A 23,756-nucleotide genomic window follows, 5' to 3' on the forward strand; every position below is an offset into this window, starting at 1 on the left:
TGAAAGCCGCAACGAAGAAATCACTAAGAGGACGCCGTATAAAACACACTTTTTGGGGTTGTATGGTTAAGTGACTAAGCGTGCACGGTGGATGCCTTGGCAGTCAGAGGCGATGAAGGACGTGCTAACCTGCGTTAAGCACGGGTGAGCTGGTAAGAAGCGCTTGAGCCCGTGATGTCCGAATGGGGAAACCCACTCTACTTGGTAGAGTATCGCTGTGTGAATACATAGCACAGCGAGGCGAACCGGGAGAACTGAAACATCTAAGTACCCCGAGGAAAAGAAATCAACCGAGATCCCCTTAGTAGCGGCGAGCGAACGGGGGCCAGCCCTTAAGCAACTTGAGTGGTAGTGGAACGGTCCTGGAAAGGCCGGCAATACAGGGTGATAGCCCCGTACACGAAACGGCTCTTGTTGTGAAATCGAGTAGGACGGGACACGTGATATCCTGTCTGAACATGGGGGGACCATCCTCCAAGGCTAAATACTCCTGACTGACCGATAGTGAACCAGTACCGTGAGGGAAAGGCGAAAAGAACCCCTGTGAGGGGAGTGAAATAGAACCTGAAACCGTGTACGTACAAGCAGTGGAAGCCCTTCGAGGGTGACTGCGTACCTTTTGTATAATGGGTCAGCGACTTACTTTTAGTAGCAAGGTTAACCGTATAGGGGAGCCGTAGGGAAACCGAGTCTTAACTGGGCGACTAGTTGCTAGGAGTAGACCCGAAACCCGGTGATCTAGCCATGAGCAGGTTGAAGGTTGAGTAACATCAACTGGAGGACCGAACCCACTAATGTTGCAAAATTAGGGGATGACTTGTGGCTGGGGGTGAAAGGCCAATCAAACCGGGAGATAGCTGGTTCTCCCCGAAAGCTATTTAGGTAGCGCCTCGGACGAATACTACTGGGGGTAGAGCACTGTTTGGGCTAGGGGGTCATCCCGACTTACCAACCCCATGCAAACTCCGAATACCAGTAAGTACTATCCGGGAGACACACGGCGGGTGCTAACGTCCGTCGTGAAGAGGGAAACAACCCAGACCGCCGGCTAAGGTCCCCAAGTTCTGATTAAGTGGGAAACGAGGTGGGAAGGCTCAGACAGCCAGGATGTTGGCTTAGAAGCAGCCATCATTTAAAGAAAGCGTAATAGCTCACTGGTCGAGTCGGCCTGCGCGGAAGATGTAACGGGGCTAAAATCAGGCACCGAAGCCGCGGATTCACGCTATGCGTGAGTGGTAGGGGAGCGTTCTGTAAGTCTGCGAAGGTGTGTTGTGAGGCATGCTGGAGATATCAGAAGTGCGAATGCTGACATGAGTAACGATAAAGGGGGTGAAAAACCTCCTCGCCGGAAGACCAAGGGTTCCTGTCCAACGTTAATCGGGGCAGGGTGAGTCGGCCCCTAAGGCGAGGCCGAAAGGCGTAGTCGATGGGAAACGGGTTAATATTCCCGTACTGACACACATTGCGATGGGGGGACGGAGAAGGCTAGATGGGCCAGGCGTTGGTTGTCCTGGTGAAAGGGAGTAGGTGGTGACTTTAGGCAAATCCGGAGTCACAACGCTGAGACCCGAGACGAAGGTACTACGGTACCGAAGTCATTGATGCCCTGCTTCCAGGAAAAGCCTCTAAGCTTCAGATGTGTGTGAACCGTACCCCAAACCGACACAGGTGGTCGGGTAGAGAATACCAAGGCGCTTGAGAGAACTCGGGTGAAGGAACTAGGCAAAATAGTACCGTAACTTCGGGAGAAGGTACGCTGGAGCGGGTGAAGTCCTTTACGGATGGAGCCTGAGCCAGTCGCAGTGACCAGGTGGCTGGGACTGTTTATCAAAAACACAGCACTGTGCTAACTCGCAAGAGGACGTATACGGTGTGACACCTGCCCGGTGCCGGAAGGTTAATTGATGGGGTTAGCCGCAAGGTGAAGCTCTTGATCGAAGCCCCGGTAAACGGCGGCCGTAACTATAACGGTCCTAAGGTAGCGAAATTCCTTGTCGGGTAAGTTCCGACCTGCACGAATGGTGTAACCATGGCCACGCTGTCTCCACCCGAGACTCAGTGAAATTGAAATCGCCGTGAAGATGCGGTGTACCCGCGGCTAGACGGAAAGACCCCGTGAACCTTTACTATAGCTTGGCACTGAACATTGACCCTACATGTGTAGGATAGGTGGGAGGCTGTGAAGCGGTGACGCCAGTTGCCGTGGAGCCGACCTTGAAATACCACCCTTGTATGTTTGATGTTCTAACTTGGCCCCCTTATCGGGGGTGAGGACAGTGCCTGGTGGGTAGTTTGACTGGGGCGGTCTCCTCCCAAAGCGTAACGGAGGAGCACGAAGGTTGGCTAAGTACGGTCGGACATCGTACGGTTAGTGCAATGGCATAAGCCAGCTTAACTGCGAGACAGACACGTCGAGCAGGTGCGAAAGCAGGTCATAGTGATCCGGTGGTTCTGAATGGAAGGGCCATCGCTCAACGGATAAAAGGTACTCCGGGGATAACAGGCTGATACCGCCCAAGAGTTCATATCGACGGCGGTGTTTGGCACCTCGATGTCGGCTCATCACATCCTGGGGCTGAAGTCGGTCCCAAGGGTATGGCTGTTCGCCATTTAAAGTGGTACGCGAGCTGGGTTCAGAACGTCGTGAGACAGTTCGGTCCCTATCTGCCGTGGGCGTTGGATGATTGAGAGGGGCTGCTCCTAGTACGAGAGGACCGGAGTGGACGAACCTCTGGTGTTCGGGTTGTCACGCCAGTGGCACTGCCCGGTAGCTAAGTTCGGAATCGATAACCGCTGAAAGCATCTAAGCGGGAAGCGAGCCTCGAGATGAGTCATCCCCAGAGCTTCGAGCTCTCTAAAGGGCCGTCCGAGACCAGGACGTTGATAGGCAGGGTGTGGAAGCGCTGTGAGGCGTGCAGCTAACCTGTACTAATGACCCGTGCGGCTTAACCATACAACACCCAAGAAGTGTGAGACCTTGCAGGTCGAGACTACGAATTCTTCATCAAAACGCTTTTTCCGAATTAAAGTTTTATGCCTGGCGGCCATAGCGTTGTGGAACCACCTGACTCCATGCCGAACTCAGCAGTGAAACGCAACCGCGCCGATGATAGTGTGGCAGCTGCCATGTGAAAGTAGGTCACTGCCAGGCACCCAATACCAAAAGCCCGATACTCACGTATCGGGCTTTTTTCGTTTCTGCTCATCCCGCTAAATTTGACTCAGTTCACATTTTTTACTCTAATGTCGGCTCGTTTTTCAGACATATAGAAGGAACAAGTCATGCCGATTCTTAACATCGCCCTGATCGAAGGCCGCAGTAACGAGCAGAAGGAAGCCCTGATCAAGGAAGTCACCGATGCCTGTGTGCGTGCCCTGGACGTCAAGCCCGAGACCGTGCGTATTCTGCTGCAGGACATCGCCACCCAGGACTTCGGCGTGGCTGGTGAGTCGGTGCGGGCCAAGCGGGAACGTCAGGCCTGACCCATTCGAGCATGGGTTTTTGAGTCCGACCGGCGTAAACTGGGGCCATTCCTTGTTTACGCCGGTTTGCCATGAAAACCCTGCTGTTTATCGCCCTGGGCGGTGCCATCGGTGCCGTGCTGCGTTTCGTTATTACCGATGTGATGGGCCGTCTGCTCGGCCGCTCCTTTCCCTTTGGCATTCTGACTGTCAATCTGATCGGCTCCCTGCTGATGGGCATTATGTTCGTGCTGGTACAGCAGCAGGTCATCAGCGCCCATTCCTGGCGCCCCTTTATGATGGTGGGCATGCTGGGTGCCCTGACCACCTTTTCTTCTTTTTCACTCGATACGGTGCTGTTGCTGGAGCATGGTCAATGGTTCAAGGCCGGCCTGAATGTGTGCCTCAATGTGGTTTGCTGTATGATGTTCACTTTTCTGGGAATGCAGATCACCCACAGCCTGCTGGCTTCCCGTTAGTCCGGCCCGGGCATTTGCAGTACACTGCCTTACTTCGATTTTTACAGGTGTCTTGAGAATGTCAGAACAGCACAAGTCGACGACCCATTTCGGTTACCAGACCGTGAATGCCGATGAAAAAGAGCACATGGTGGCCAGCGTTTTCCATTCGGTGGCGGCCAAGTACGACCTGATGAACGACCTGATGTCCTTTGGCATTCATCGCCTGTGGAAGCGTTTTACCATCGACTGCTCCGGCGTGCGGCCCGGCCACAAGGTGCTGGATCTGGCCGGTGGCACCGGTGATCTCACCGCCAAATTCTCTCGTATGGTGGGCGAGCAGGGACAGGTGGTGCTGGCCGACATCAATGACTCCATGCTCAAGGTGGGCCGCGACAAGCTGCGTAATAAAGGCCTGGGCAGCAACATTGCCTATGTGCAGGCCAATGCCGAGGCGCTGCCCTTTCCCGACAATCATTTCGACCTGATCACCATCGCCTTTGGTCTGCGCAATGTCACCAACAAGGACAAGGCGCTGGCCTCCATGCAGCGGGTGCTGAAGCCGGGCGGCCGGCTGCTGGTGCTGGAATTCTCCAAGCCTCAGCATGAGGTGATGAGCAAGCTGTACGACTTCTATTCCTTTAATGTACTGCCCAAGATGGGGGCGCTGGTGGCTCAGGACAGCGACAGCTATCAATATCTGGCCGAGTCCATTCGCATGCACCCGGATCAGGACACCCTCAAGCAAATGATGGAAGAAGCCGGGCTGGAGCAGGTGGAGTACTTCAACCTTACCGACGGCGTGGTGGCGCTGCATCGCGGGTTCAAGTTCTGATGAAGGCGCTGCTGCTGCCGTTTCTGAACGGCACTCTGGAAACCGCCGTTAACCGCCTGTTGCACAGCACGGGCAGTGCACAGAAGCTGAAGCCGCTGCATGGCCGGGTACTGCAGCTGACGCTGACCGAGCTGACCAGCTTTTACCTGGTGTTTACCGGCGAGCGGCTGGAGCTGCTGGGTCATTACGAAGGCCCGGTCGACAGCCACCTCAGTCTGTCGTTCAACGCACTGGGCCTGCTCAGAGACAAGGGCCTGCTGATGCAGTACATACGCGACGGCCGGCTCGATCTCGAGGGGGATCCGCAGCCCTGGCAGGAGCTGAGCAGCCTGCTGCGGGACACTCGCGTTGACATTGAAGAAATGCTGGTGCCCTACACCGGCGATGTGCTGGCCCACCTGTTGTGCCGCCATGGCCGCGAAGCGAAAACGGCCGTGACCCATCGCCTGGCCGGTGCTCGGCAACATCTGGGCGAGTATGTGCGTGAGGAAGCCCGGCTGGCGGTGGGGCCGCTGGAGCTGGCCGACTTCGGCGATGAGGTCGAAGAACTGAACAAGCGACTGAACCGCCTGCAGGGACGCCTGGCGGCACTGACCGACAAGGTGAGCCATTCATGAGAAAACTGCGGGAGCTGCGACGGCTGTATCAGATTGGCCGTACCCTGTTTGACTATGGTCTGGACGAACTGATCCCGGCCCGGCTGCAGATCTGGCCGGCGCGCATGGCACGCAAAAGCCTGTTCTGGCTGAAAAACAGGCATCCGGATTTGTCCCGGGGCAAGCGCATTCGCCTGGCCCTGGAGAGTCTGGGGCCGGTGTTTATCAAGTTTGGCCAGATGCTCTCCACTCGGCGGGATCTGCTGCCGCCGGACATCGCCGAAGAGCTGGCCCTGTTGCAGGACAGGGTGCCCCCCTTTGACGGCCGGCTGGCCCGCCAGCAAATTGAGCGCAGCCTGCGCCAGCCCATCGAAACCCTGTTCGACGAGTTCGATGAGCAGCCCCTGGCCTCGGCGTCCATCGCTCAGGTGCACACCGCCCGGCTGAAAGCCGGCCAGGAAATCGTGATCAAGGTGATCCGTCCCGGCATCGAGCGGGTGATCGAGGCCGATGTCAGCCTGATGCACTCCATGGCCACCCTGATCGCCCGGCTGGTGCCCGAACGCAGCAGCCGGCTGCGGCCGGTGGAAGTGGTGGAAGAGTACCGCAAGACCCTGCTTGACGAGCTCAACCTGTTGCGGGAAGCGGCCAACGCCATTCAGCTGCGGCGCAATTTCGAAGGCTCCCGCACTCTCTATGTGCCCGAGATTTATTCCAGCTACTGCCACGAAAATGTGCTGGTGATGGAGCGCATCTACGGCATTCCGGTGTCCGATATCGAGGCGCTGAAAGCCAACGGCACCAACATGCAGTTGCTGGCGGAGCGGGGGGTGGAGGTGTTCTTTACCCAGGTGTTCCGCGACAGCTTCTTTCATGCCGACATGCACCCGGGCAACATTTTCGTGTCTTATGATCACCCGGAAGACCCCCAGTGGATTGGCATCGACTGCGGCATTGTCGGCACCCTCAACCGGGACGACAAACGCTACCTGGCGGAGAACTTCCTGGCCTTTTTCAACCGGGATTACCGCAAGGTGGCCGAGCTGCACGTGGAGTCGGGCTGGGTGCCGGCCGACACCAAGGTGGAAGAGTTCGAGTCGGCCATTCGCACCGTGCTGGAGCCCATTTTTGAGAAGCCGTTGTCCGAGATTTCCTTCGGTCATGTGCTGCTGAACCTGTTCAATACCGCCCGCCGCTTTAACATGGCGGTGCAGCCGCAACTGGTGCTGCTGCAGAAAACCCTGCTCTACGTGGAAGGGGTGGGCCGCCAGCTCTATCCCCAGCTGGATCTGTGGAAAACCGCCAAGCCGTTTCTGGAAGACTGGATGCAAAAGCAGGTGGGCTACAAGGCGGTGATCAACGCGGTCAGGGAAAAGGCGCCCTATTGGGCCGAGAAACTGCCGGAGATCCCCGAGCTGGTATACGATGCCCTGCGTCAAAGCAAACTGCAGCAGCGGCAGATGGCGGGGCTGTATGAACGTTATGCCGGGCATGACCGCCGGCGCGGCCAGGGTCAGTTTTTGCTGGCCATGGGGGCTTCCCTTCTGCTGGCCAGCACCCTGCTGCTGGGCATGGACGAAAGCCGGCTGGCCGGCTCTGGTCTGGTGCTGACTTTGATTGTATGGTGGCTGGGGTGGCGGCGTATTGCCCGATAGTTTGATCTGGTGTCAGATTTTCGTCATTTGGCTGCAATATAATGGGTCTTTATCGTTATCCGTTTGCATAGGAAACATGAGTTATGGGTGGAATCAGTATTTGGCAACTGCTTATCGTGGTACTTATCGTGGTGCTGCTGTTCGGAACCAAAAAGCTGCGCGGCATGGGCAGTGATCTGGGCTCGGCGGTCAAGGGCTTTAAAAAGGCCATGAGTGATGACGAGCAAGGCAAGAAGGATGCAGACTTCGAGCAGCAGAAACTGGCCGACAAGAAAGACCAGGCCGAGCCTTTGAACCAGCAGGAGCAGGACAAGGCCAAAGACAGAGATCGGGTATAAGCCATGTTCGATATCGGTTTTTGGGAGCTGGTGGTGATCTCGGTCATTGGCCTGGTGGTGCTCGGGCCTGAGCGGCTGCCCGTGGCCATTCGCACCGTGTCCCGCCTGTTCAGCACGGTGCGCAACACCGCCAACGCGGTGAAAACCGAGCTGGCCCAGGAGCTGAAAATGGAAGAGCTGCACCGGGATCTGAAAAAGGCCGAGCAGCTGGGCATGAAGGATCTCAGCCCCGATCTGCAGCATTCCATCGACCAACTGAAAGACGCCGCCGCTTCGGTTACCCGGCCCTATGAACAGCGGCCCGATCACAATACGGACGAGTCCTCTACCACAGAGCCCCGGAAACCTTCTGAATGACTGAATCACAGCAGCCCCTGATCAGCCACCTGGTGGAGCTGAGGTCGCGCCTGCTGCGCGCCTTTGCCGCCGTGTTGGTGGTGTTCCTGGGCCTGGTCTATTTTGCCAACGACATCTATACCCTGCTGGCGACGCCCTTGCTGAAGCAACTGCCGGAAGGGGCCAGCATGATCGCTACCGGCGTGGCCACGCCCTTTCTGACGCCGATCAAACTGACGCTGATCGTGTCCTTTTTTGCCGCCATTCCCATTGTGCTTTACCAGGTGTGGGCCTTTATCGCCCCCGGGCTGTACAAGCATGAAAAGCGGCTGATAGCACCCCTGGTGTTTTCCAGCGCCCTGCTGTTTTATGCCGGTGCGGCCTTTGCCTATTTTGTGGTGTTTCCGCTGGCGTTCGGCTTTTTCACCAGCATGGCGCCGGAAGGGGTGACCATTGCCACCGACATTGCCAGCTATCTGGACTTTGTGCTGGGGCTGTTTATCGCCTTTGGCATCGCCTTTGAGATCCCCATTGCCACCATACTGCTGTGCTGGACCGGGGTGACCACGCCCAAAGACCTGGCCGGCAAGCGCCCCTATGTGGTGGTGATCGTCTTTATCGTGGGTATGCTGCTGACGCCGCCGGATGTGATCTCCCAGACCCTGCTGGCCATTCCCATGTGGCTGCTGTTTGAAGTCGGTGTCTTTTTCGGGCGTTTCTATGTGCGTGAGGAAGAAAACGACGAGCAGGAGCCCTCGGCGTGATCGACATTGGCGTCAACCTTACCAGCTCCCAGTTTGATAAAGACCGGGAGGCTGTGCTGGACCGGGCCTGGGCCGCCGGCGTGACCGGACTTGTCCTGACCGGTACCAGCCTGACGGAAAGCCGGGCCGTGGCCGAATTGGCCGCTGCTCACCCCGGGCTGTGTTATGCCACCGCCGGGGTACATCCGCACGATGCCAAAACCTTTGACTATGCCACCTTGAGTGAGCTGCGTCGGCTGGCGGCACGGCCACAGGTGGTGGCCATCGGCGAATGCGGCCTCGACTTCAACCGGGATTTTTCGCCCCGGCCGCAGCAGGAGGCCGCCTTTGAAGCCCAGCTGGCCCTGGCCGCCGAGCTGCAGTTGCCGGTATTCATGCACTGCCGGGATGCCCACGAGCGCTTTATGGCCATTCTCGCGCCCTGGCGCGACCGGCTGCCGGCGGCGGTGCTGCACTGCTTTACCGGCACCGAGGCCGAGCTGAACGATTGCCTGGCGCTGGATCTGCACATCGGCATTACCGGCTGGATCTGCGACGAGCGCCGGGGCGGTGAGCTGCAGCGGCTGGTGTCGCTTATTCCTGCCGAGCGGCTGATGATCGAAACCGACAGCCCCTATCTGATCCCGCGGGATCTGTCGCCCAAACCGGCGTCCCGCCGCAATGAGCCCGCCTACCTGCCCCATATTGCCGGACGCATTGCTGCCTGCCGGGGCGAGCACACCGCCGGTCTGATCGCCGCCACCACCGCGACCAGCCGGGCCTTTTTTCAACTTCAGGAGTGACCATGACCAAACAAGTTCTGGGTGGCTTTCCCGGCCGCCGCCTGCGCCGTCTGCGCAAGCACGATTTCAGCCGTCGCCTGGTGCGCGAGCACACCCTGACTGTGAATGATCTGATCTACCCCATGTTCGTGCTGCCGGGCGTACAGCGGCGGGAAGCCGTGGCCTCCATGCCCGGGGTGGAGCGGCTGTCCATCGATCTGCTGCTGGAAGAAGCCGCCGAGCTGGTGGCGCTGGGTATTCCGCTGCTGGCCCTGTTCCCGGTGGTGAATGCGTCCGAAAAGAGCCTGCTGGCGGAAGAGGCGTATAATCCTGATGGCCTGATCCAGGAAGCGGTGCGCGAGCTCAAGGCGGCGTTTCCCGGGCTGGGCATCATGACCGATGTGGCGCTGGACCCCTATACGGTGCACGGCCAGGACGGCATTCTCGATGACGACGGTTATGTGCTCAACGACGTGACCACTGAAGTGCTGGTCAGGCAGGCGCTCAGCCATGCCGCCGCCGGTGCCGACATGGTGGCGCCGTCCGACATGATGGACGGCCGCATCGGCGCCATTCGCCGGGCACTGGAAGAGAACGGCTTTATCAATACCCAGATCATGGCCTATTCCGCCAAGTATGCCTCCAATTACTACGGCCCGTTCCGTGATGCGGTCGGTTCCGCCGGCAACCTCAAGGGCGGCAACAAGGCCACCTATCAGATGGATCCCGCCAACACCGATGAAGCCCTGCAGGAAGTGGCCTTTGACATTGAAGAAGGTGCCGACATGGTGATGGTGAAACCGGGCATGCCCTATCTGGACGTGGTGCGTCGGGTCAAGGATCAGTTTGGTGTGCCCACCTTTGCCTATCAGGTGAGCGGTGAATATGCCATGCACATGGCCGCCATTCAGAACGGCTGGCTCAAGGAACAGGAATGCATCATGGAGTCGCTGCTGTGTTTCAAGCGCGCCGGTGCCGACGGCATTCTGACCTACTTCGCCAAACGGGTGGCCCAGTGGCTGCAAGAAGCGAAATAAAGAAAGCGCCGAAAGGCGCTTTTTTATGCTTCCATAATCTCCAGCGGCCAGCCCAGCTCGTTCTGACGCCGGGCTTCGGCGTGTAACTCGCTGGCCCTCAGATGATGGCCGCTACACCAGCCAGCGGGCAGGGTGAGGGTAAGCCGGGTGCCCTGTTGCGCGAGCCGGAATTCCGGCACCGTGCCCTGGGTACGGCGCAGACACAGAATAATGGCCAGGCGCAGCAGCCGGGCCAGCAGCACGGCGCGGCTGGTGTCCAGGGCGCACTGGGCCTGCAGCGCCTCCAGCCGAAAGTCGTCCCGCTGGTTCAACAGCAGGGCGGCCAGCAGGCCTTTTTGGGGCGCGGTAAAACCCGGCAGGTCAATGTGGCGAATAATGTAGGCGGCATGCTCGGGAGCACGCTTGTACTCGATGCACAGGCCCAGCTCATACAGCATGGCAGCCCGGGCCAGCATGCGGGCGGCTTCCTGATCCAGCTCGGGGTGCAGCTGCTTCAGCGCCGCCAGGGCGGTATGGCGCACCCGCTCGCCCTGTTGCCGGTCCAGCTGGTAGCGGGCGATCAGGCTGTCGATGGTTCTCTCCTGGGCGTCGCAATCCTGACGGGCGCCGAGCATGCCGTAGATCAGGCCTTCGCGCAGGGCGCCACCGGCCAGCACCATATTGTCGATGGCCAGAGTGTCGAACAGGGCAATGAGAATGGCCAGTCCGGAGGCAAACACCGGCACCCGCTCGGGAGTCAGCCCGGGCAGGTGCAGCCCGGCGATGTTGCCGCAGGCGATGGTCCGGGCTTTAAGGCGGTTGAGTTTGGCCAGAGTGATCTGTTCGTTTTCCCCCTGGGCCATCATGATTTCCTGAATGGCCTGTACCGTGCCCGAGGCGCCGATGCAATGCCGCCAGCCCAGCTTGAGATAGCGGGCGGCCACCGGTGCCAGCTCGTGTTGCGCGGCGGCAATGGCCCGATCAAAATGGGCTTCGCTCAGCTCACCGCCGGGAAAGTGGCGGTGCAGCCAGGTGACGCAGCCCATGTTCAGGCTGTGCAGCAACGCCGCCGAGGCACCTTCGCCGATCACCAGCTCGGTGCTGGCCCCGCCAATGTCGATCACCAGCCGCCGTCCGGTGCCCGATGAGGTCCAGGCCACTCCCTGATAAATGGTGGCCGCCTCTTCTTCACCGGAGATGATACGAATGGGGTGGCCGAGAATGGCCTCGGCCCGCTCAAGAAAAACATCGATATTGGTGGCCAGGCGCAGAGTGGCGGTGCCGACAATGCGTACCTGGCCGGCGGGGACGTCCTGCAACTGTTCGGCGAACAGCCGCAGGCAGTCCCAGCCCCGCTCCATGGCGGCCTGATCCAGGCTGCCGTCGAGTTGCAGTCCGGCGGCCAGGCGCACCTTGCGCTTGACCTTGGCCAGGGTGCGACCGGCACCTTCGACCTGTTGCACCACCAGCATATGAAAGCTGTTGGAGCCCAGGTCAATGGCCGCATAGAGCGACGGATTGACCATCAGTTCAGCTCCGGCTGCCCTGAGGCCGGCGGCGGCGGTTGCCGGCAGGACGGCGCTGGCCACTCCCCTGGCGATCGCGCACATTGCGGTTCATGCCGGCCCTGTGGTGATGAATATGACGGGGCGGGGTGACGTCGGCGAGCAGAGCGTCGCGATCGTATTTGCTGACCGGAATTTCATGCTCGATATAGGCTTCCACCGCCGGCAGGTTAAACACGTATTCCTCGCAGGCAAAGCTGATGGAGCGACCGCTGGCCCCGGCCCGGCCGGTGCGGCCAATGCGGTGCACATAGTCTTCCGCGTCGTCGGGCAGATCGTAGTTGAACACGTGGGTGACGTCGGGAATGTGCAGGCCGCGGGCGGCCACATCGGTGGCCACCAGAATGTCGAGGGCTCCACCGGTAAAGTCTTCCAGGATTCTGAGGCGCTTTTTCTGGGGCACGTCGCCGGTGAGCAGGCCTACGCGGTGGCCGTCGGCATGCAGCCAGGCGTACACTTCTTCGCAGCTGTGCTTGGTGTTGGCAAAGACGATGGCCTTGTCGGGCCATTCCTCTTCCATCAGGGTGAGCAGCAGCAGCATCTTGTCTTCCTGGGCCGGGTAGAACAATTCCTCCTGAATGCGCACCCCGGTTTTCTGTTCCGGCTCCACCTGCACATGCTCCGGGCTGTTCATGTGCTCGTAGGCCAGCTCCTGCACCCTGTGCGACAGGGTGGCGGAAAACAGCATGTTCTGGCGCTGGCCGGCGGGCGGCATGCGGCGAAACAGAAAGCGAATGTCCTTGATGAAGCCCAGGTCGAACATGCGGTCCGCTTCGTCAAGCACCACTACCTGAATAGCGTCCAGGCTGATGACCTTCTGTTTGAAGAAATCGATGATGCGGCCGGTGGTACCGATCAGAATATCGACCCCGGCGTTCAGCACTTCCACCTGCTTTTCGTACGCTTCGCCGCCATAGGCCAGTCCCAGCCTGAGCCCGGTGCTGTCGCTCAGAGTGTCGGCATCGTTGTGGATCTGTACCGCCAGTTCCCGGGTCGGGGCCATGATGATGGCGCGGGGCTGATTGGTTTTACGGTCGGCGGGAGCGGGGGTGGTCAGCAGATGGTTAAAGGTGGCGGCGAGAAAGGCGATGGTTTTACCGGTACCGGTCTGGGCCTGCCCGGCGATGTCCTTGCCCGCCAGCAGTGGCGGTAGCGACAGCGCCTGAATGGGCGTGCAGTTGTGAAATCCCTTGGTTTCCAGCCCGGCCAGCACTTGTGGCTGCAGGCCCAGCTGGGCGAATTTTGTGTCGGTGAGGTGTGTTTTGCTCATAGCGTTCAGATTATCAGGTTAGGCTTGCAATAATAAACAGGATCATTTGAAATAGGGCAACTAAATTGCCCCTTTGCGGTGTGTTTTTGAGGGGCAAAGACTGACTGGAGTTGGAGATGAGTGACAAAATTGTTCAGCTGACCGATGCCAGCTTCGATGCAGACGTCATCAAGGCTGAAGGCCCGGTACTGGTGGATTTTTGGGCCGAATGGTGTGGTCCGTGCAAGATGATCGCCCCCATTCTGGACGAGGTGGCCGGTGAATATGAAGGCAAGGTAACCGTTGCCAAGCTGAATATCGATCAGAACGCAGAAACCGCTCCCAAGTACGGCATTCGTGGCATTCCCACCCTGCTGCTGTTCAAGAACGGTGAAGTGGCCGCGACCAAGGTCGGTGCCCTGTCCAAGACTCAGCTCAAAGAGTTTCTGGACGCCAACCTGTAATGCAACAAGGGGTGCGCAAGGCACCCCTTGTGGTTTTTGCTAGACGCTTTTTCTTTTTGGTGCTAGTTTGTTGTTCGTTTGCTAGCCTATTTCATGCCTTTAAGGCGCTTTCTAATCAATACATCAATCCGGCAGATTTTTCTGACCATTTGACATTCCTGGTTGATAGACACTCACCACTATGAATCTGACTGAACTCAAGAATACCCCTGTATCTGAGCTGATAAAGCTTGGGGAAAACATGGGCCTGGAAAACCTCGCCCGTCTGCGCAAGCAAGACATCATCTTTGCTATCCTCAAAGCCCATGCCAAAAGTGGTGAAGATATTTTCGGCGACGGCGTGCTTGAAATTCTGCAGGACGGCTTCGGCTTTCTGCGCAGCGCCGACTCCTCCTATCTGGCCGGTCCCGACGACATCTATGTGTCTCCCAGCCAGATCCGTCGATTCAACCTGCGTACCGGCGATACCATCTCCGGCAAAATCCGTCCGCCCAAGGAAGGCGAACGTTATTTTGCCCTGCTGAAGATCAGTCAGGTCAACTACGACAAGCCGGAAAACTCCCGCAACAAGATCCTGTTTGAAAACCTGACTCCGCTGCATGCCAATGAGCGCATGAAGATGGAGCGGGGTAACGGCTCCACCGAAGACATCACCGCCCGGGTGCTGGACCTGGCCTCGCCCATCGGCAAGGGCCAGCGGGGCCTGATTGTGGCGCCGCCCAAGGCCGGTAAGACCATGCTGCTGCAGAACATCGCCCAGAGCATCACCTACAACCACCCCGAGTGTGTGCTGATCGTACTGCTGATCGACGAGCGCCCGGAAGAAGTGACCGAGATGCAGCGCATGGTCAAGGGTGAAGTGATCGCCTCCACCTTTGACGAGCCGGCGGCCCGCCACGTACAGGTGGCCGACATGGTCATTGAAAAGGCCAAGCGCCTGGTGGAGCACAAGAAGGACGTGGTGATCCTGCTCGACTCCATTACCCGTCTGGCCCGTGCCTACAACACTGTGGTGCCCAGCTCCGGCAAGGTGCTCACCGGTGGTGTGGACGCCAACGCCCTGCACCGGCCCAAGCGCTTCTTCGGTGCCGCCCGGAATGTGGAAGAAGGCGGCAGTCTGACCATTATCGCCACCGCCCTGGTGGATACCGGCTCCAAGATGGATGACGTGATCTACGAAGAGTTCAAGGGCACCGGTAACATGGAGCTGCACCTGTCGCGCAAGATCGCCGAAAAACGGGTGTACCCGGCCATCGACATCACCCGCTCCGGCACTCGCCGCGAAGAGCTGCTCACCACCTCGGAAGAGCTGCAGAAGATGTGGATTCTGCGCAAGATTGTCCACCCGATGGGCGAGATTGACGGCATCGAGTTCCTCATCGACAAGCTGGCCATGACCAAGACCAACGACGAGTTCTTCGAGGCCATGAAGCGCCAGCAGAAGTAAGCGTTGTCAGGCTTTAAAAAACCGCGGCTTGCCGCGGTTTTTTGTTGTAATACAAGCAGCTGCAAAGCGAAGCGGGTATAATCCGGCCACCTGAATGCTGTGTAATTGTAATATTGTCGGCTGAATTCGTGCCATTGGAATCAGCAGCAGGGGTGCGCTGCGCCGACACGCTGCAAGCCCATCCGTGGGGCGCCCGGCAATCCCTGCTGTTGCTTCCTGTTGTCATCGGAACTGTCTGTCGCTGGCAGCTCCGGGATGAGACAGGAGGTCAGGGGGCGTCTGTGTCGCCGCACCCTCTGCGCCATGGAAGGCGCAGCGGAGCCCCCATGGATGGGTTCACGGTGTGTCGGCGACACAGTGACCCCTGGCCGACGAAGCTGCACGGCATCACAGACGGTTGCAGCCTTTGAGCAGGCATCAGCCTTAAAGCCACTCGATACACTCGGAACAACCTATGAAATACAAGGATTTACGAGACTTTATCGCGCAACTCGAAGCCCAGGGGGAGCTGAAGCGCATTCACCAGGAGATTGACCCCTACCTGGAAATGACCGAGATCTGCGATCGCACCCTGAAAGCGGGCGGTCCGGCGCTGCTGTTTGAAAACCCCAGGGGCTACGACATGCCGGTGCTGGGCAACCTGTTCGGCACCCCCAGGCGAGTGGCCATGGGCATGGGCCAGCCGGACGTGAGCGCCCTGCGGGAAGTGGGCCGCTGGCTGTCCTACCTGAAAGAGCCCGAGCCGCCCAAGGGCCTGAAAGAGCTGATGGAAAAGCTGCCCATCTTCAAGCAGGTGCTCAACATGCCGGTGAAGCGGCTGAAAAGCGCCCCCTGCCAGGAAGTGATCCAGCAAGGCGAGGAAGTCGATCTGACCCGGATTCCGGTGCAGCACTGCTGGCCCGGGGACGCGGCGCCGCTGATCACCTGGGGGCTGACCATCACCCGCGGCCCCTACAAAAAGCGCCAGAACCTGGGTATTTACCGCCAGCAGGTACTGGGCAGGAACAAGGTGATCATGCGCTGGCTCAGTCACAGGGGCGGGGCGCTGGACTTTCGCGAGTGGCAGGAGGCCAATCCGGGTCAGCCCTATCCGGTGGCGGTGGCGCTGGGGGCCGATCCGGCCACCATTCTCGGTGCCGTGACGCCGGTGCCCGACACCCTGTCGGAATACGCCTTTGCCGGCCTGCTCAGAGGCAGCCGCACCGAGGTGGTGAAGTGCATCGGCTCCGATCTGGAAGTGCCGGCCAGCGCCGAGATCGTGCTGGAAGGCCATATTTACCCCGGCGAGATGGCGCCGGAAGGCCCTTACGGTGACCACACCGGTTACTACAACGAAATCGACGAGTTCCCGGTGTTTACCGTGGAACGGATCACGCGCCGTCGCGACGCCATCTACCATTCCACCTATACCGGTCGGCCACCCGATGAGCCGGCGGTGCTGGGCGTGGCACTGAACGAGGTGTTCGTGCCCATACTGCAAAAGCAGTTTCCGGAAATCACCGATTTCTATCTGCCGCCGGAAGGCTGCTCCTACCGCATGGCGGTGGTCACCATGAAAAAACGCTACCCCGGCCATGCCAAACGTGTCATGCTGGGCGTTTGGTCGTTTTTACGACAATTCATGTATACCAAGTTCGTTATCGTGTGTGACGACGATATCAATGCCAGAGACTGGAACGACGTGATCTGGGCCATTACGACCCGAATGGACCCGGCTCGGGATACCACATTGATCGAGCACACCCCCATCGACTACCTGGATTTCGCCTCGCCGGTTTCCGGTCTGGGCTCCAAAATGGGCCTGGATGCCACCAACAAGTGGCCGGGTGAAACCAATCGGGAATGGGGCGAGCCCATCGTGATGACGGACGAGGTCAAACAACGGGTCGATGCGCTGTGGGACCAACTCGGTATCCTGAACGCGAGTGCAGAACAGAGTGAGAACAAAGGATAGTCATGCAAAAAGTTAGCTGTAATGTCGAAGCGCTCCACGAAATGGCCGACACCCTCTGGTATGTGCGGCTGAAGCCGGAGCAGGCGGTGGACTTTCACCCCGGCCAGTATTTGCTGGTGGTGATGGCGGATGACGACAAGCGCCCCTTTTCCATCGCCAACATGCCCCAGGAAAACGGCGAAATCGAGCTGCACATTGGTGCCTCGCCCGACAACACCTATGCCATGCAGGTGCTCAAGCGCATGCAGGAGCAGGGCAGAATCGAGGTGCAGCTGCCGGCGGGTAAGGCCTACCTGCGCGAGTCGCGCCATCCGGTGATCCTGATGGCCGGCGGCACCGGCTTTGCCTACACCCGCTCCATTCTGCAGCGAATGCTGGCCGACGGCCTGCACAAACCGGTATTCATTTACTGGGGGGTGCGTCATCAAGAGCATTTGTATGCTCACGAAGAGCTGGTCGCCTGGGCCGCCGAGCACAAGGAGCTGACCTATGTACCCGTGGTGCAAAACGGCGGCGAGCAGTGGCGGGGTCGCAGCGGTCTGGTGCACGAGGCCATTATGGAAGACTTTCCCAGCCTGACCGGTTACGACATTTACGTGGCCGGCCGCTTTGAAATGGCGGGGGTGGCCCGTGAAGCCTTCAAGGAAAAGGGTGTGGACGCCGGGCGTCTGTTTGGTGATGCCTACGAGTTTATTTAAACGCGGGCCTTGCCGAACATGAAACAATGCCGGGCTTGCCCGGCATTGTGCTTTCAGCGATGGGCGATTATTCCTGTGCGCTGCGGCCGTCGGCCAGCTGCTGCTCCAGCAGGGCCAGGCGGGTTTCCAGCTCGTTCAGTTTTTCCCGGGTACGCAGCAGCACCTTGGTCTGCACGTCGAACTCTTCCCGGGTGACCACGTCCAGCTTGCCCAGCTGGGCCTGCAGCACGGTGCGAATGCGCTTTTCCGCTTCCTCACCCATGTTTTTCAGCCCGGCGGGCATGTTGTTCTGAATCTGTTTGGCGATCTCTTCCAGTTTTTTCGGGTCCAGCATGGTCGCTCTCCTTGAAATATTGCTGCCATTGTAACCCAATCCCGCCATTCATGGGGATTCGGGATTGGCCTGTTGCAGGGCAATCTGGTGAAAGGCCCGGATCAGCGGATCGTCCAGCCGCCTTTTCAGCAGGCACACGCCCACCTCAAAGGGTTTGAGGTCCGGGGTGACCGCCAGCCGCTGGATCTTGTCGGCCATGGGGCTGTGGCGAATGACCGCCGCGGGCACCAGGGCCACGCCGCAGCCCAGCGCCACCATGCCCACAATGGCCTCGTTGCCGGCCACCTCCGCGTAGACGTGCGGGTTGATACCCTTGTTGCGAAACCACTGGTTGGTGCGTTTTCGCGCCACTCCCTGCTCCGGCAAAATCACCGGAATGCGGCTCCAGTCGGCGGGACTCTGTTGCAGCAGCTCATTGGCCAGGCAGGGAATGCGCGGGGCGATAAACACCAGCGGCACCGTCTGCAGCCTTATGAATTCCAGCTTGGCAGGCAGGGCGTCGGGGCGGGCGGCAATGGCCAGATCGGTTTCCTCGTTCAGCACCTTGTCGATGGCCAGGGCCGGATCGCCGGTTTCCAGCCGAAGTTCCAGTTGCGGGTAGCGGGTGCGAAAGCGCGCCAGAATATCGGGCAACAGAAAATAGCTGGCGGTCACCGAGCAGAACAGTCGCAGCCGGCCCTGCAGCGGACCGTCGTTGTGCCTGAGCTGATCGCGCAGCTGCTGCCACTCGGCCAGCCAGCCCTCGGCAAACTGCTGCAGTTGCTGCCCCGCGGGGGTCAGGGCCACGCTGCGGTTGTCCCGCACCAGCAGCTCGCAGCCCACCTCCTGCTCCAGCCGCTGAATGGCCCGGCTCAGGGTGGACGGGCTCACCGCCATGGCGTCGGCGGTGCGGCCAAAGTGCAGGCTCTGGCTGAGGTGAACAAACAACTCCAGGTTTCGCAGTTCCATCGTATTGCACCAAATGAAATACTCTGTTCCGAATATATCATTTCAGGCAATGAGACGCCTGGGGTATAGTGCTGGGGTCGTCACCGGCAACGGTGCAAGCATTCAAAAATAACGGATTAATTGGAGCAAAAGGTCATGGCTAACTATTTCAATACCCTGAACCTGCGTCAGCAGCTCGAGCAGCTCGGCAAGTGTCGTTTCATGAACCGCAGCGAGTTCGCCGACGGTTGTAACTACCTGAAAGGCAAAAAGGTGGTTATCGTGGGGTGTGGCGCTCAGGGGCTGAACCAGGGTCTGAACATGCGCGATTCCGGCCTGGATGTGTCTTACGCCCTGCGTGCCGAAGCCATCGCCGAGAAGCGTAAGTCCTTCGTGCAGGCCACCGAGAACGGCTTCAAGGTGGGCACCTATGAAGAGCTGATCCCCACCGCCGACCTGGTCATGAACCTGACTCCCGACAAGCAGCACACCTCTGCCGTTAACGCCGTGATGCCCCTGATGAAGGAAGGCGCCGCCCTGGGTTACTCCCACGGTTTCAACATCGTTGAAGAAGGCATGCAGATCCGCAAGGACATCACCGTGGTGATGGTGGCGCCCAAGTGCCCCGGCACCGAAGTGCGTGAAGAATACAAGCGTGGCTTCGGCGTGCCCACCCTGATCGCCGTTCACCCGGAAAACGATCCCAAGGGCGAAGGCCTGGCCATCGCCAAGGCCTGGGCTTCTGCCACCGGCGGCGACCGTGCCGGCGTACTGGAGTCTTCCTTCGTGGCCGAAGTGAAATCCGACCTTATGGGTGAGCAGACCATCCTGTGCGGCATGCTGCAGGCCGGTGCCATCGTGTGCCACGAGAAAATGGTGGCCGACGGCATCGACGCCGGTTACGCCGGCAAGCTGATCCAGTTCGGCTGGGAAACCATCACCGAAGCCCTGAAGCAGGGCGGCATTACCAACATGATGGATCGCCTGTCCAACCCCGCCAAGATCAAGGCCTTTGATCTGGCCGAAGAGCTGAAGCAGCTGATGCGCCCGCTGTTCAACAAGCACATGGACGACATCATCTCCGGCGCCTTCTCTTCCGGTATGATGGCCGACTGGGCCAATGACGACCACGACCTGCTGACCTGGCGTGAAGAAACTGCCAAGACCAGTTTCGAACAGTACCCGGCTTCCGACGTGGTGATCGGCGAGCAGGAATACTTCGACAACGGCATTCTGCTGGTGGCCATGGTTAAGGCCGGCGTAGAACTGGCCTTCGAAGCCATGACTGCTTCCGGTATCATTGATGAGTCCGCCTACTACGAGTCGCTGCACGAGCTGCCGCTGATCGCCAACACCGTAGCCCGCAAGCGTCTGTACGAGATGAACGTGGTTATCTCCGACACCGCCGAATACGGTAACTACCTGTTTGCCAACGCCGCCGTGCCCCTGCTGCGCGAACACTTCATGCCCAAGGTGGGCACCGACGTGATTGGCAAGACCATCGCCGTTGAGTCCAACTCTGTCGACAACCGTCGCCTGATCGACGTCAACGAGGCCATTCGCAACCACCCGGTGGAAATCATCGGCAAGACCCTGCGCGCCTACATGACCGACATGAAAAACATCGCCGTTGGCGGTTAAACAAACAAAACGATAAACAGAGCTGTATCAAGGGAGGCGAAAGCCTCCCTTTTGTATTTATGGCAGGGATTCGGGAATGGAGACTGAGGAGCGCCCCAGTCCCCGGCCCCCGTCAGTCTGATATAATGCTCCGTTCAAGCGAGGGGAGTGAATAATGAGTTTTGACGAGCGTTTCGGGGGCATTGCCCGCCTGTATGGTGCCCGGGCCCTGGCCCGTTTTGCCGGGGCCCATGTGTGTGTGATTGGCATTGGTGGCGTGGGCAGCTGGGCGGCGGAAGCCCTGGCGCGTTCAGGAATAGGTGCCATCACCCTGATCGACATGGACGATATCTGCATCACCAACACCAACCGGCAGATCCATGCCCTCAGCAATCAGATTGGCGCGGAAAAAACGCAAGCCATGGCCGAGCGCATTGCGCTGATCAACCCGGAGTGCCGAGTGACGGTGGTGGATGATTTTATCGGTGCCGATAACCTGGCCGAGCACCTGCTGGCGGGCTTTGATTACGTGATCGATGCCATCGACTCGGTGCGGGCCAAGGCGGCGCTCATTGCCTTTTGCAAACGAAACAAGATCCCGGTGATCACCGCCGGCGGTGCTGGTGGCCAGATTGATCCTTCCCAGATCCAGTTAAAGGATCTCAGCAAGACTATTCAGGATCCGCTGGCGGCCAAGGTGCGGGGTGAGCTGCGCCGCTTCTACAACTTCAGCAAGAACCCCAAGCGCAAGTTTGGCGTCGACTGTGTGTTCTCCACCGAACAGCCCCGCTACCCGGACGGCGAAGGCGGCATCTGCAGCGCCAAGCAGGAAGCGGACGGCACCATGAAAATGGACTGCGCCTCCGGTTTTGGCGCCGTTACCCATACCACCGCCACCTTCGGCTTCTTTATGGTCAGCCGGGTGCTTTCCCGGCTTGCTACGCAAGCAGCTGTAAGCGATCAGCTATAAGCTGTAAGTCGTTTGAGTTGTGCGTAAACGCAGTGCCAAGGCTATGACAGGGAGAGGGATATGTCATTGAAAGTTATATACAAAATAACTTATCCGAACGGAAAAATTTATATCGGTAAGGATCTGACTGACAGCATCAATTACTTCGGTAGTGCCAGTGACGAGCTGATTGCCAAAGATTTTACCCGTGAGCAACGGCAGAGCATGACTATCAGAAAAGACATTCTGCTTGAGTCGGACGATGCTGCGGAAATAAATCGCCGGGAATCGGAGTTTATTAGGGAATATCAATCCAACAATCCCGATATTGGTTACAACCGTTGGCCTAAGTTTCGATCCTGATGTCCTGTCATGACCGGAGCACGGCGAAGCAGACACCCTTTGCCCTCCTCTGAACGCTCTGAGCTGACTGACAGCATGCAGGCAACGTCGATGTTTCACGAAGCAGCAGTGGGGATTGCCGGAGCCGACCGTCACCTGCCAGGGAAGGCAGGTGCCGAGCATCCCATGGATGGGCTCGAAGCGTGTCGGCGGAGTGCAACCGCGCTGATGCTTCGCATGACGATCGGCTCAGCTTCCGGCTTTGGCTTTAATCGCTGAAACGACCGCTCGCAGGCCATTGCCCCGGGACGGGCTCAGGTGGCTGAGCAGCTGCAACTCCTCGAAATAGGCGTCCATATCAAAGGCGGCGATCTCGGCGCTGGTTTTGTTGCTGAGGGCCGCCAGCACCACCGCCATCAGGCCTTTTACAATGCGGGCGTCGGAGTCGCAGTGAAACTGCCAGCGGCCATCCTGGCCGCATTCGCCCACCAGCCAGGCCTGGCTTTCACAACCGTGAATGGCGTTGGCATCCACCCTGGATTCGTCTGCCATTGGGGGCAGCTGCCTGGCCAGTTTAATCAGTTGCTTGTAGCGGGCCTCCCAGCCCTGAGCCGCGGCAAACAGGGCGCGAATCTCGGTGTCGGTGATCTCGGTGCCAAAGGGGTGGGTCATTACAAAAGCTCCCGGGCCTTGTCGATGCCGGCCAGCAGGGCGGCCACGTCATCTTCGGTGTTATAGAAGGCAAGTGAGGCACGCACGGTGCCATTTTTCAGCCCCAGTGCCTGCATCAGCGGCATGGCACAGTGGTGGCCGGTACGTACGGCAATACCCTGCATATCGAGCAGGGTGGCCAGATCCTGGGGGTGCACCTCGTCCATCACAAATGACACAGATCCGGCCTGAGGCCGGCCAATCACGCGAATGTCGTCCATGGCGGTCAGGCCATTCAGCAGTTGCGTCAGCAGCCCATGCTCGTGGCGCTGCAGTGCGGCTCTGTCCAGCCCCTGCAGGTAATCCACCGCCGCTCCCAGGGCGATGGCCCCGGCAATATTGGGGGTGCCGGCCTCGAATTTAAACGGCGGTTCGGCAAAAGTGGTGTGTTCAAGGCTGACGGTTTTGATCATCTCGCCGCCGGTCTGCCAGGGGGGCATTTTTTCCAGCCACTCGGTTTTGCCATAGAGCACGCCAATGCCGGTGGGGGCAAACATCTTGTGGCCGGAAAAGGCGTAAAAATCGCAGCCCAAAGCCTGCACATCCACCGGAAAATGACCCACCGCCTGAGCGCCGTCCACCAGGGTGACGGCACCCACGGCCTTGGCCATGGCAATCAGTTCCGCCACCGGATTGACCTGACCCAGCGCATTGGACACATGGCCGATGGCCAGCAACCGGGTGCGCGGGGTGATCAGCCGCTCGGCGGCGGCCAGATCCAGCTCGGCACTGCCGCTCAGGGGAATGATCTTCAGCACGGCGCCGGTGGCGGCGGCCACCTGCTGCCAGGGCACGATATTGGCGTGATGCTCCGAAGTGGATACCAGGATCTCGTCGTCTTGTTGCAGAAAATGCCGGCCAAAGCCGAAGGCCACCAGGTTGATGGCTTCGGTGGTGCCCCGGGTCCAGATGATCTCGCTGGGCGAAGGCGCGTGAATAAAACGCGCCACTTTTTCCCGGGCCTGCTCAAAGGCACGGGTGGCCTGGCCGCTCAGGGCATGGGACGCCCGGTGTACATTGGCGTTGGTGTCGCGGTAGTAATGATTGAGCGCATCCAGCACCGGCTGTGGTTTCTGGGTGGTGGCGGCGTTGTCGAGATACACCAGCGGGTGGCCATTGACGATTTGGGCCAGGGTAGGGAAGTCGCGTCTGAGTACTCGAATATCCACGATCATGCACAACCATAAGAAAAAACTTCCGGGATCATGGGCCAAAGCCGGGCCGATGACAAGGCACCCTTCACCCAGCGAAGCCATGGCGGTAAAATCACCGGCC

22 protein-coding genes, 2 rRNA genes and 1 pseudogene are annotated in these 23,756 nt (G+C 59.2%); 19 read left to right on the plus strand and 6 right to left on the minus strand.

Annotated features, from left to right (window positions below):
• The first annotated feature begins 64 nt into the window (after nucleotides 1-64).
• The 12 genes and pseudogenes from PU634_RS00015 (at nucleotide 65) to hemB (ending at nucleotide 10,242) form a co-directional block, all read left to right on the plus strand.
• Nucleotides 65-2,953 (plus strand): 23S ribosomal RNA (locus tag PU634_RS00015).
• Between the two features lie 83 nt (nucleotides 2,954-3,036).
• A 5S ribosomal RNA gene (gene rrf, locus PU634_RS00020) occupies nucleotides 3,037-3,151 on the plus strand.
• Nucleotides 3,152-3,282: 131 nt separating this feature from the next.
• Nucleotides 3,283-3,483 carry a tautomerase family protein gene (locus tag PU634_RS00025; RefSeq protein ID WP_019935205.1) on the plus strand — a complete coding sequence of 67 codons (201 nt, stop codon included), beginning with the start codon at nucleotides 3,283-3,285 and terminating at the stop codon, nucleotides 3,481-3,483.
• 71 nt (nucleotides 3,484-3,554) lie between these two features.
• Entirely contained in the window at nucleotides 3,555-3,941 is a 387-nt protein-coding gene (gene crcB / locus PU634_RS00030) for a fluoride efflux transporter CrcB (protein ID WP_306762048.1), read from the plus strand.
• A 58-nt stretch (nucleotides 3,942-3,999) separates the two neighbouring features.
• Nucleotides 4,000-4,755 (plus strand): bifunctional demethylmenaquinone methyltransferase/2-methoxy-6-polyprenyl-1,4-benzoquinol methylase UbiE, encoded by a 756-nt coding sequence (gene ubiE / locus PU634_RS00035; protein WP_306762049.1) that lies wholly within the window; start codon nucleotides 4,000-4,002, stop codon nucleotides 4,753-4,755.
• A complete protein-coding gene (locus PU634_RS00040; protein ID WP_306762050.1) occupies nucleotides 4,755-5,372 on the plus strand; it encodes a ubiquinone biosynthesis accessory factor UbiJ in 618 nt (205 codons plus the stop codon). The genes ubiE and PU634_RS00040 overlap by 1 nt, the downstream gene beginning before the upstream one ends.
• Complete coding sequence (ubiB, locus tag PU634_RS00045; RefSeq protein ID WP_306762051.1) at nucleotides 5,369-7,006, plus strand: ubiquinone biosynthesis regulatory protein kinase UbiB; 1,638 nt, start codon at nucleotides 5,369-5,371, stop codon at nucleotides 7,004-7,006. Before PU634_RS00040 ends, ubiB begins: the two co-directional genes overlap by 4 nt.
• 83 nt (nucleotides 7,007-7,089) lie before the next feature.
• On the plus strand, nucleotides 7,090-7,344 hold the full coding sequence (gene tatA / locus PU634_RS00050) for a Sec-independent protein translocase subunit TatA (RefSeq protein ID WP_306762052.1): 255 nt from the start codon (nucleotides 7,090-7,092) through the stop codon (nucleotides 7,342-7,344).
• A 3-nt stretch (nucleotides 7,345-7,347) separates the two neighbouring features.
• Nucleotides 7,348-7,644 (plus strand): annotated as a pseudogene (gene tatB / locus PU634_RS00055) (Sec-independent protein translocase protein TatB); the annotation flags it as partial.
• Between the two features lie 53 nt (nucleotides 7,645-7,697).
• Nucleotides 7,698-8,444 carry a twin-arginine translocase subunit TatC gene (gene tatC / locus PU634_RS00060; RefSeq protein WP_306762053.1) on the plus strand — a complete coding sequence of 249 codons (747 nt, stop codon included), beginning with the start codon at nucleotides 7,698-7,700 and terminating at the stop codon, nucleotides 8,442-8,444.
• Nucleotides 8,441-9,226, plus strand: coding sequence for a 3'-5' ssDNA/RNA exonuclease TatD (tatD, locus tag PU634_RS00065; RefSeq protein WP_306762054.1), 786 nt, complete (start codon nucleotides 8,441-8,443; stop codon nucleotides 9,224-9,226). The genes tatC and tatD overlap by 4 nt, the downstream gene beginning before the upstream one ends.
• A 2-nt stretch (nucleotides 9,227-9,228) precedes the next feature.
• Entirely contained in the window at nucleotides 9,229-10,242 is a 1,014-nt protein-coding gene (gene hemB, locus PU634_RS00070; protein ID WP_306762055.1) for a porphobilinogen synthase, read from the plus strand.
• A 23-nt stretch (nucleotides 10,243-10,265) separates the two neighbouring features.
• Here the strand turns inward: hemB and gppA are convergent, their stop codons facing one another.
• Nucleotides 10,266-11,747, minus strand: a complete 1,482-nt coding sequence (gene gppA / locus PU634_RS00075; RefSeq protein ID WP_306763630.1) for a guanosine-5'-triphosphate,3'-diphosphate diphosphatase — start codon at nucleotides 11,745-11,747, stop codon at nucleotides 10,266-10,268.
• A gap of 4 nt (nucleotides 11,748-11,751) precedes the next feature.
• Nucleotides 11,752-13,056 (minus strand): ATP-dependent RNA helicase RhlB, encoded by a 1,305-nt coding sequence (gene rhlB / locus PU634_RS00080; protein WP_306762056.1) that lies wholly within the window; start codon nucleotides 13,054-13,056, stop codon nucleotides 11,752-11,754.
• Nucleotides 13,057-13,172: 116 nt separating this feature from the next.
• Between rhlB and trxA the strand changes: the two genes are divergently transcribed.
• The 4 genes from trxA to fre all read left to right on the plus strand — a co-directional run bounded on the left by trxA (nucleotide 13,173) and on the right by fre (nucleotide 17,598).
• Nucleotides 13,173-13,499: a thioredoxin TrxA gene (gene trxA, locus PU634_RS00085; protein WP_014290643.1), complete on the plus strand. Its 327-nt coding sequence runs from the start codon at nucleotides 13,173-13,175 to the stop codon at nucleotides 13,497-13,499.
• A 181-nt stretch (nucleotides 13,500-13,680) separates the two neighbouring features.
• Nucleotides 13,681-14,946, plus strand: a complete 1,266-nt coding sequence (gene rho, locus PU634_RS00090; protein ID WP_306762057.1) for a transcription termination factor Rho — start codon at nucleotides 13,681-13,683, stop codon at nucleotides 14,944-14,946.
• Nucleotides 14,947-15,400: 454 nt separating this feature from the next.
• Complete coding sequence (gene ubiD / locus PU634_RS00095; protein WP_306762058.1) at nucleotides 15,401-16,900, plus strand: 4-hydroxy-3-polyprenylbenzoate decarboxylase; 1,500 nt, start codon at nucleotides 15,401-15,403, stop codon at nucleotides 16,898-16,900.
• 2 nt (nucleotides 16,901-16,902) lie between these two features.
• On the plus strand, nucleotides 16,903-17,598 hold the full coding sequence (gene fre / locus PU634_RS00100; RefSeq protein ID WP_306762059.1) for an NAD(P)H-flavin reductase: 696 nt from the start codon (nucleotides 16,903-16,905) through the stop codon (nucleotides 17,596-17,598).
• Nucleotides 17,599-17,665: 67 nt separating this feature from the next.
• On the opposite strand, the gene ubiK is transcribed toward fre, so the two are convergent.
• Both ubiK and ilvY read right to left on the minus strand, forming a co-directional pair.
• Nucleotides 17,666-17,932, minus strand: coding sequence for a ubiquinone biosynthesis accessory factor UbiK (gene ubiK / locus PU634_RS00105; protein ID WP_306762060.1), 267 nt, complete (start codon nucleotides 17,930-17,932; stop codon nucleotides 17,666-17,668).
• Between the two features lie 48 nt (nucleotides 17,933-17,980).
• Nucleotides 17,981-18,880: an HTH-type transcriptional activator IlvY gene (gene ilvY, locus PU634_RS00110; protein WP_306762061.1), complete on the minus strand. Its 900-nt coding sequence runs from the start codon at nucleotides 18,878-18,880 to the stop codon at nucleotides 17,981-17,983.
• A 135-nt stretch (nucleotides 18,881-19,015) separates the two neighbouring features.
• Between ilvY and ilvC the strand changes: the two genes are divergently transcribed.
• From ilvC to PU634_RS00125, 3 genes are all read left to right on the plus strand, one after another.
• The gene (ilvC, locus tag PU634_RS00115; protein ID WP_306762062.1) at nucleotides 19,016-20,500 is read left to right on the plus strand and encodes a ketol-acid reductoisomerase; all 1,485 of its coding nucleotides are present in this window, start codon (nucleotides 19,016-19,018) and stop codon (nucleotides 20,498-20,500) included.
• A 154-nt stretch (nucleotides 20,501-20,654) separates the two neighbouring features.
• Nucleotides 20,655-21,449 carry a tRNA cyclic N6-threonylcarbamoyladenosine(37) synthase TcdA gene (tcdA, locus tag PU634_RS00120; RefSeq protein WP_306762063.1) on the plus strand — a complete coding sequence of 265 codons (795 nt, stop codon included), beginning with the start codon at nucleotides 20,655-20,657 and terminating at the stop codon, nucleotides 21,447-21,449.
• A 60-nt stretch (nucleotides 21,450-21,509) separates the two neighbouring features.
• Nucleotides 21,510-21,791, plus strand: a complete 282-nt coding sequence (locus PU634_RS00125; RefSeq protein WP_208321744.1) for a GIY-YIG nuclease family protein — start codon at nucleotides 21,510-21,512, stop codon at nucleotides 21,789-21,791.
• Between the two features lie 228 nt (nucleotides 21,792-22,019).
• Here PU634_RS00125 and csdE read toward each other — a convergent pair whose 3' ends face one another.
• Nucleotides 22,020-22,442, minus strand: a complete 423-nt coding sequence (csdE, locus tag PU634_RS00130) for a cysteine desulfurase sulfur acceptor subunit CsdE (protein WP_306762064.1) — start codon at nucleotides 22,440-22,442, stop codon at nucleotides 22,020-22,022.
• Nucleotides 22,442-23,656, minus strand: a complete 1,215-nt coding sequence (locus PU634_RS00135) for an aminotransferase class V-fold PLP-dependent enzyme (RefSeq protein ID WP_306762065.1) — start codon at nucleotides 23,654-23,656, stop codon at nucleotides 22,442-22,444. Before PU634_RS00135 ends, csdE begins: the two co-directional genes overlap by 1 nt.
• Between the last annotated feature and the right edge of the window lie 100 nt (nucleotides 23,657-23,756).

This window comes from Oceanimonas pelagia (assembly GCF_030849025.1).
Classification (GTDB): domain Bacteria; phylum Pseudomonadota; class Gammaproteobacteria; order Enterobacterales; family Aeromonadaceae; genus Oceanimonas; species Oceanimonas pelagia.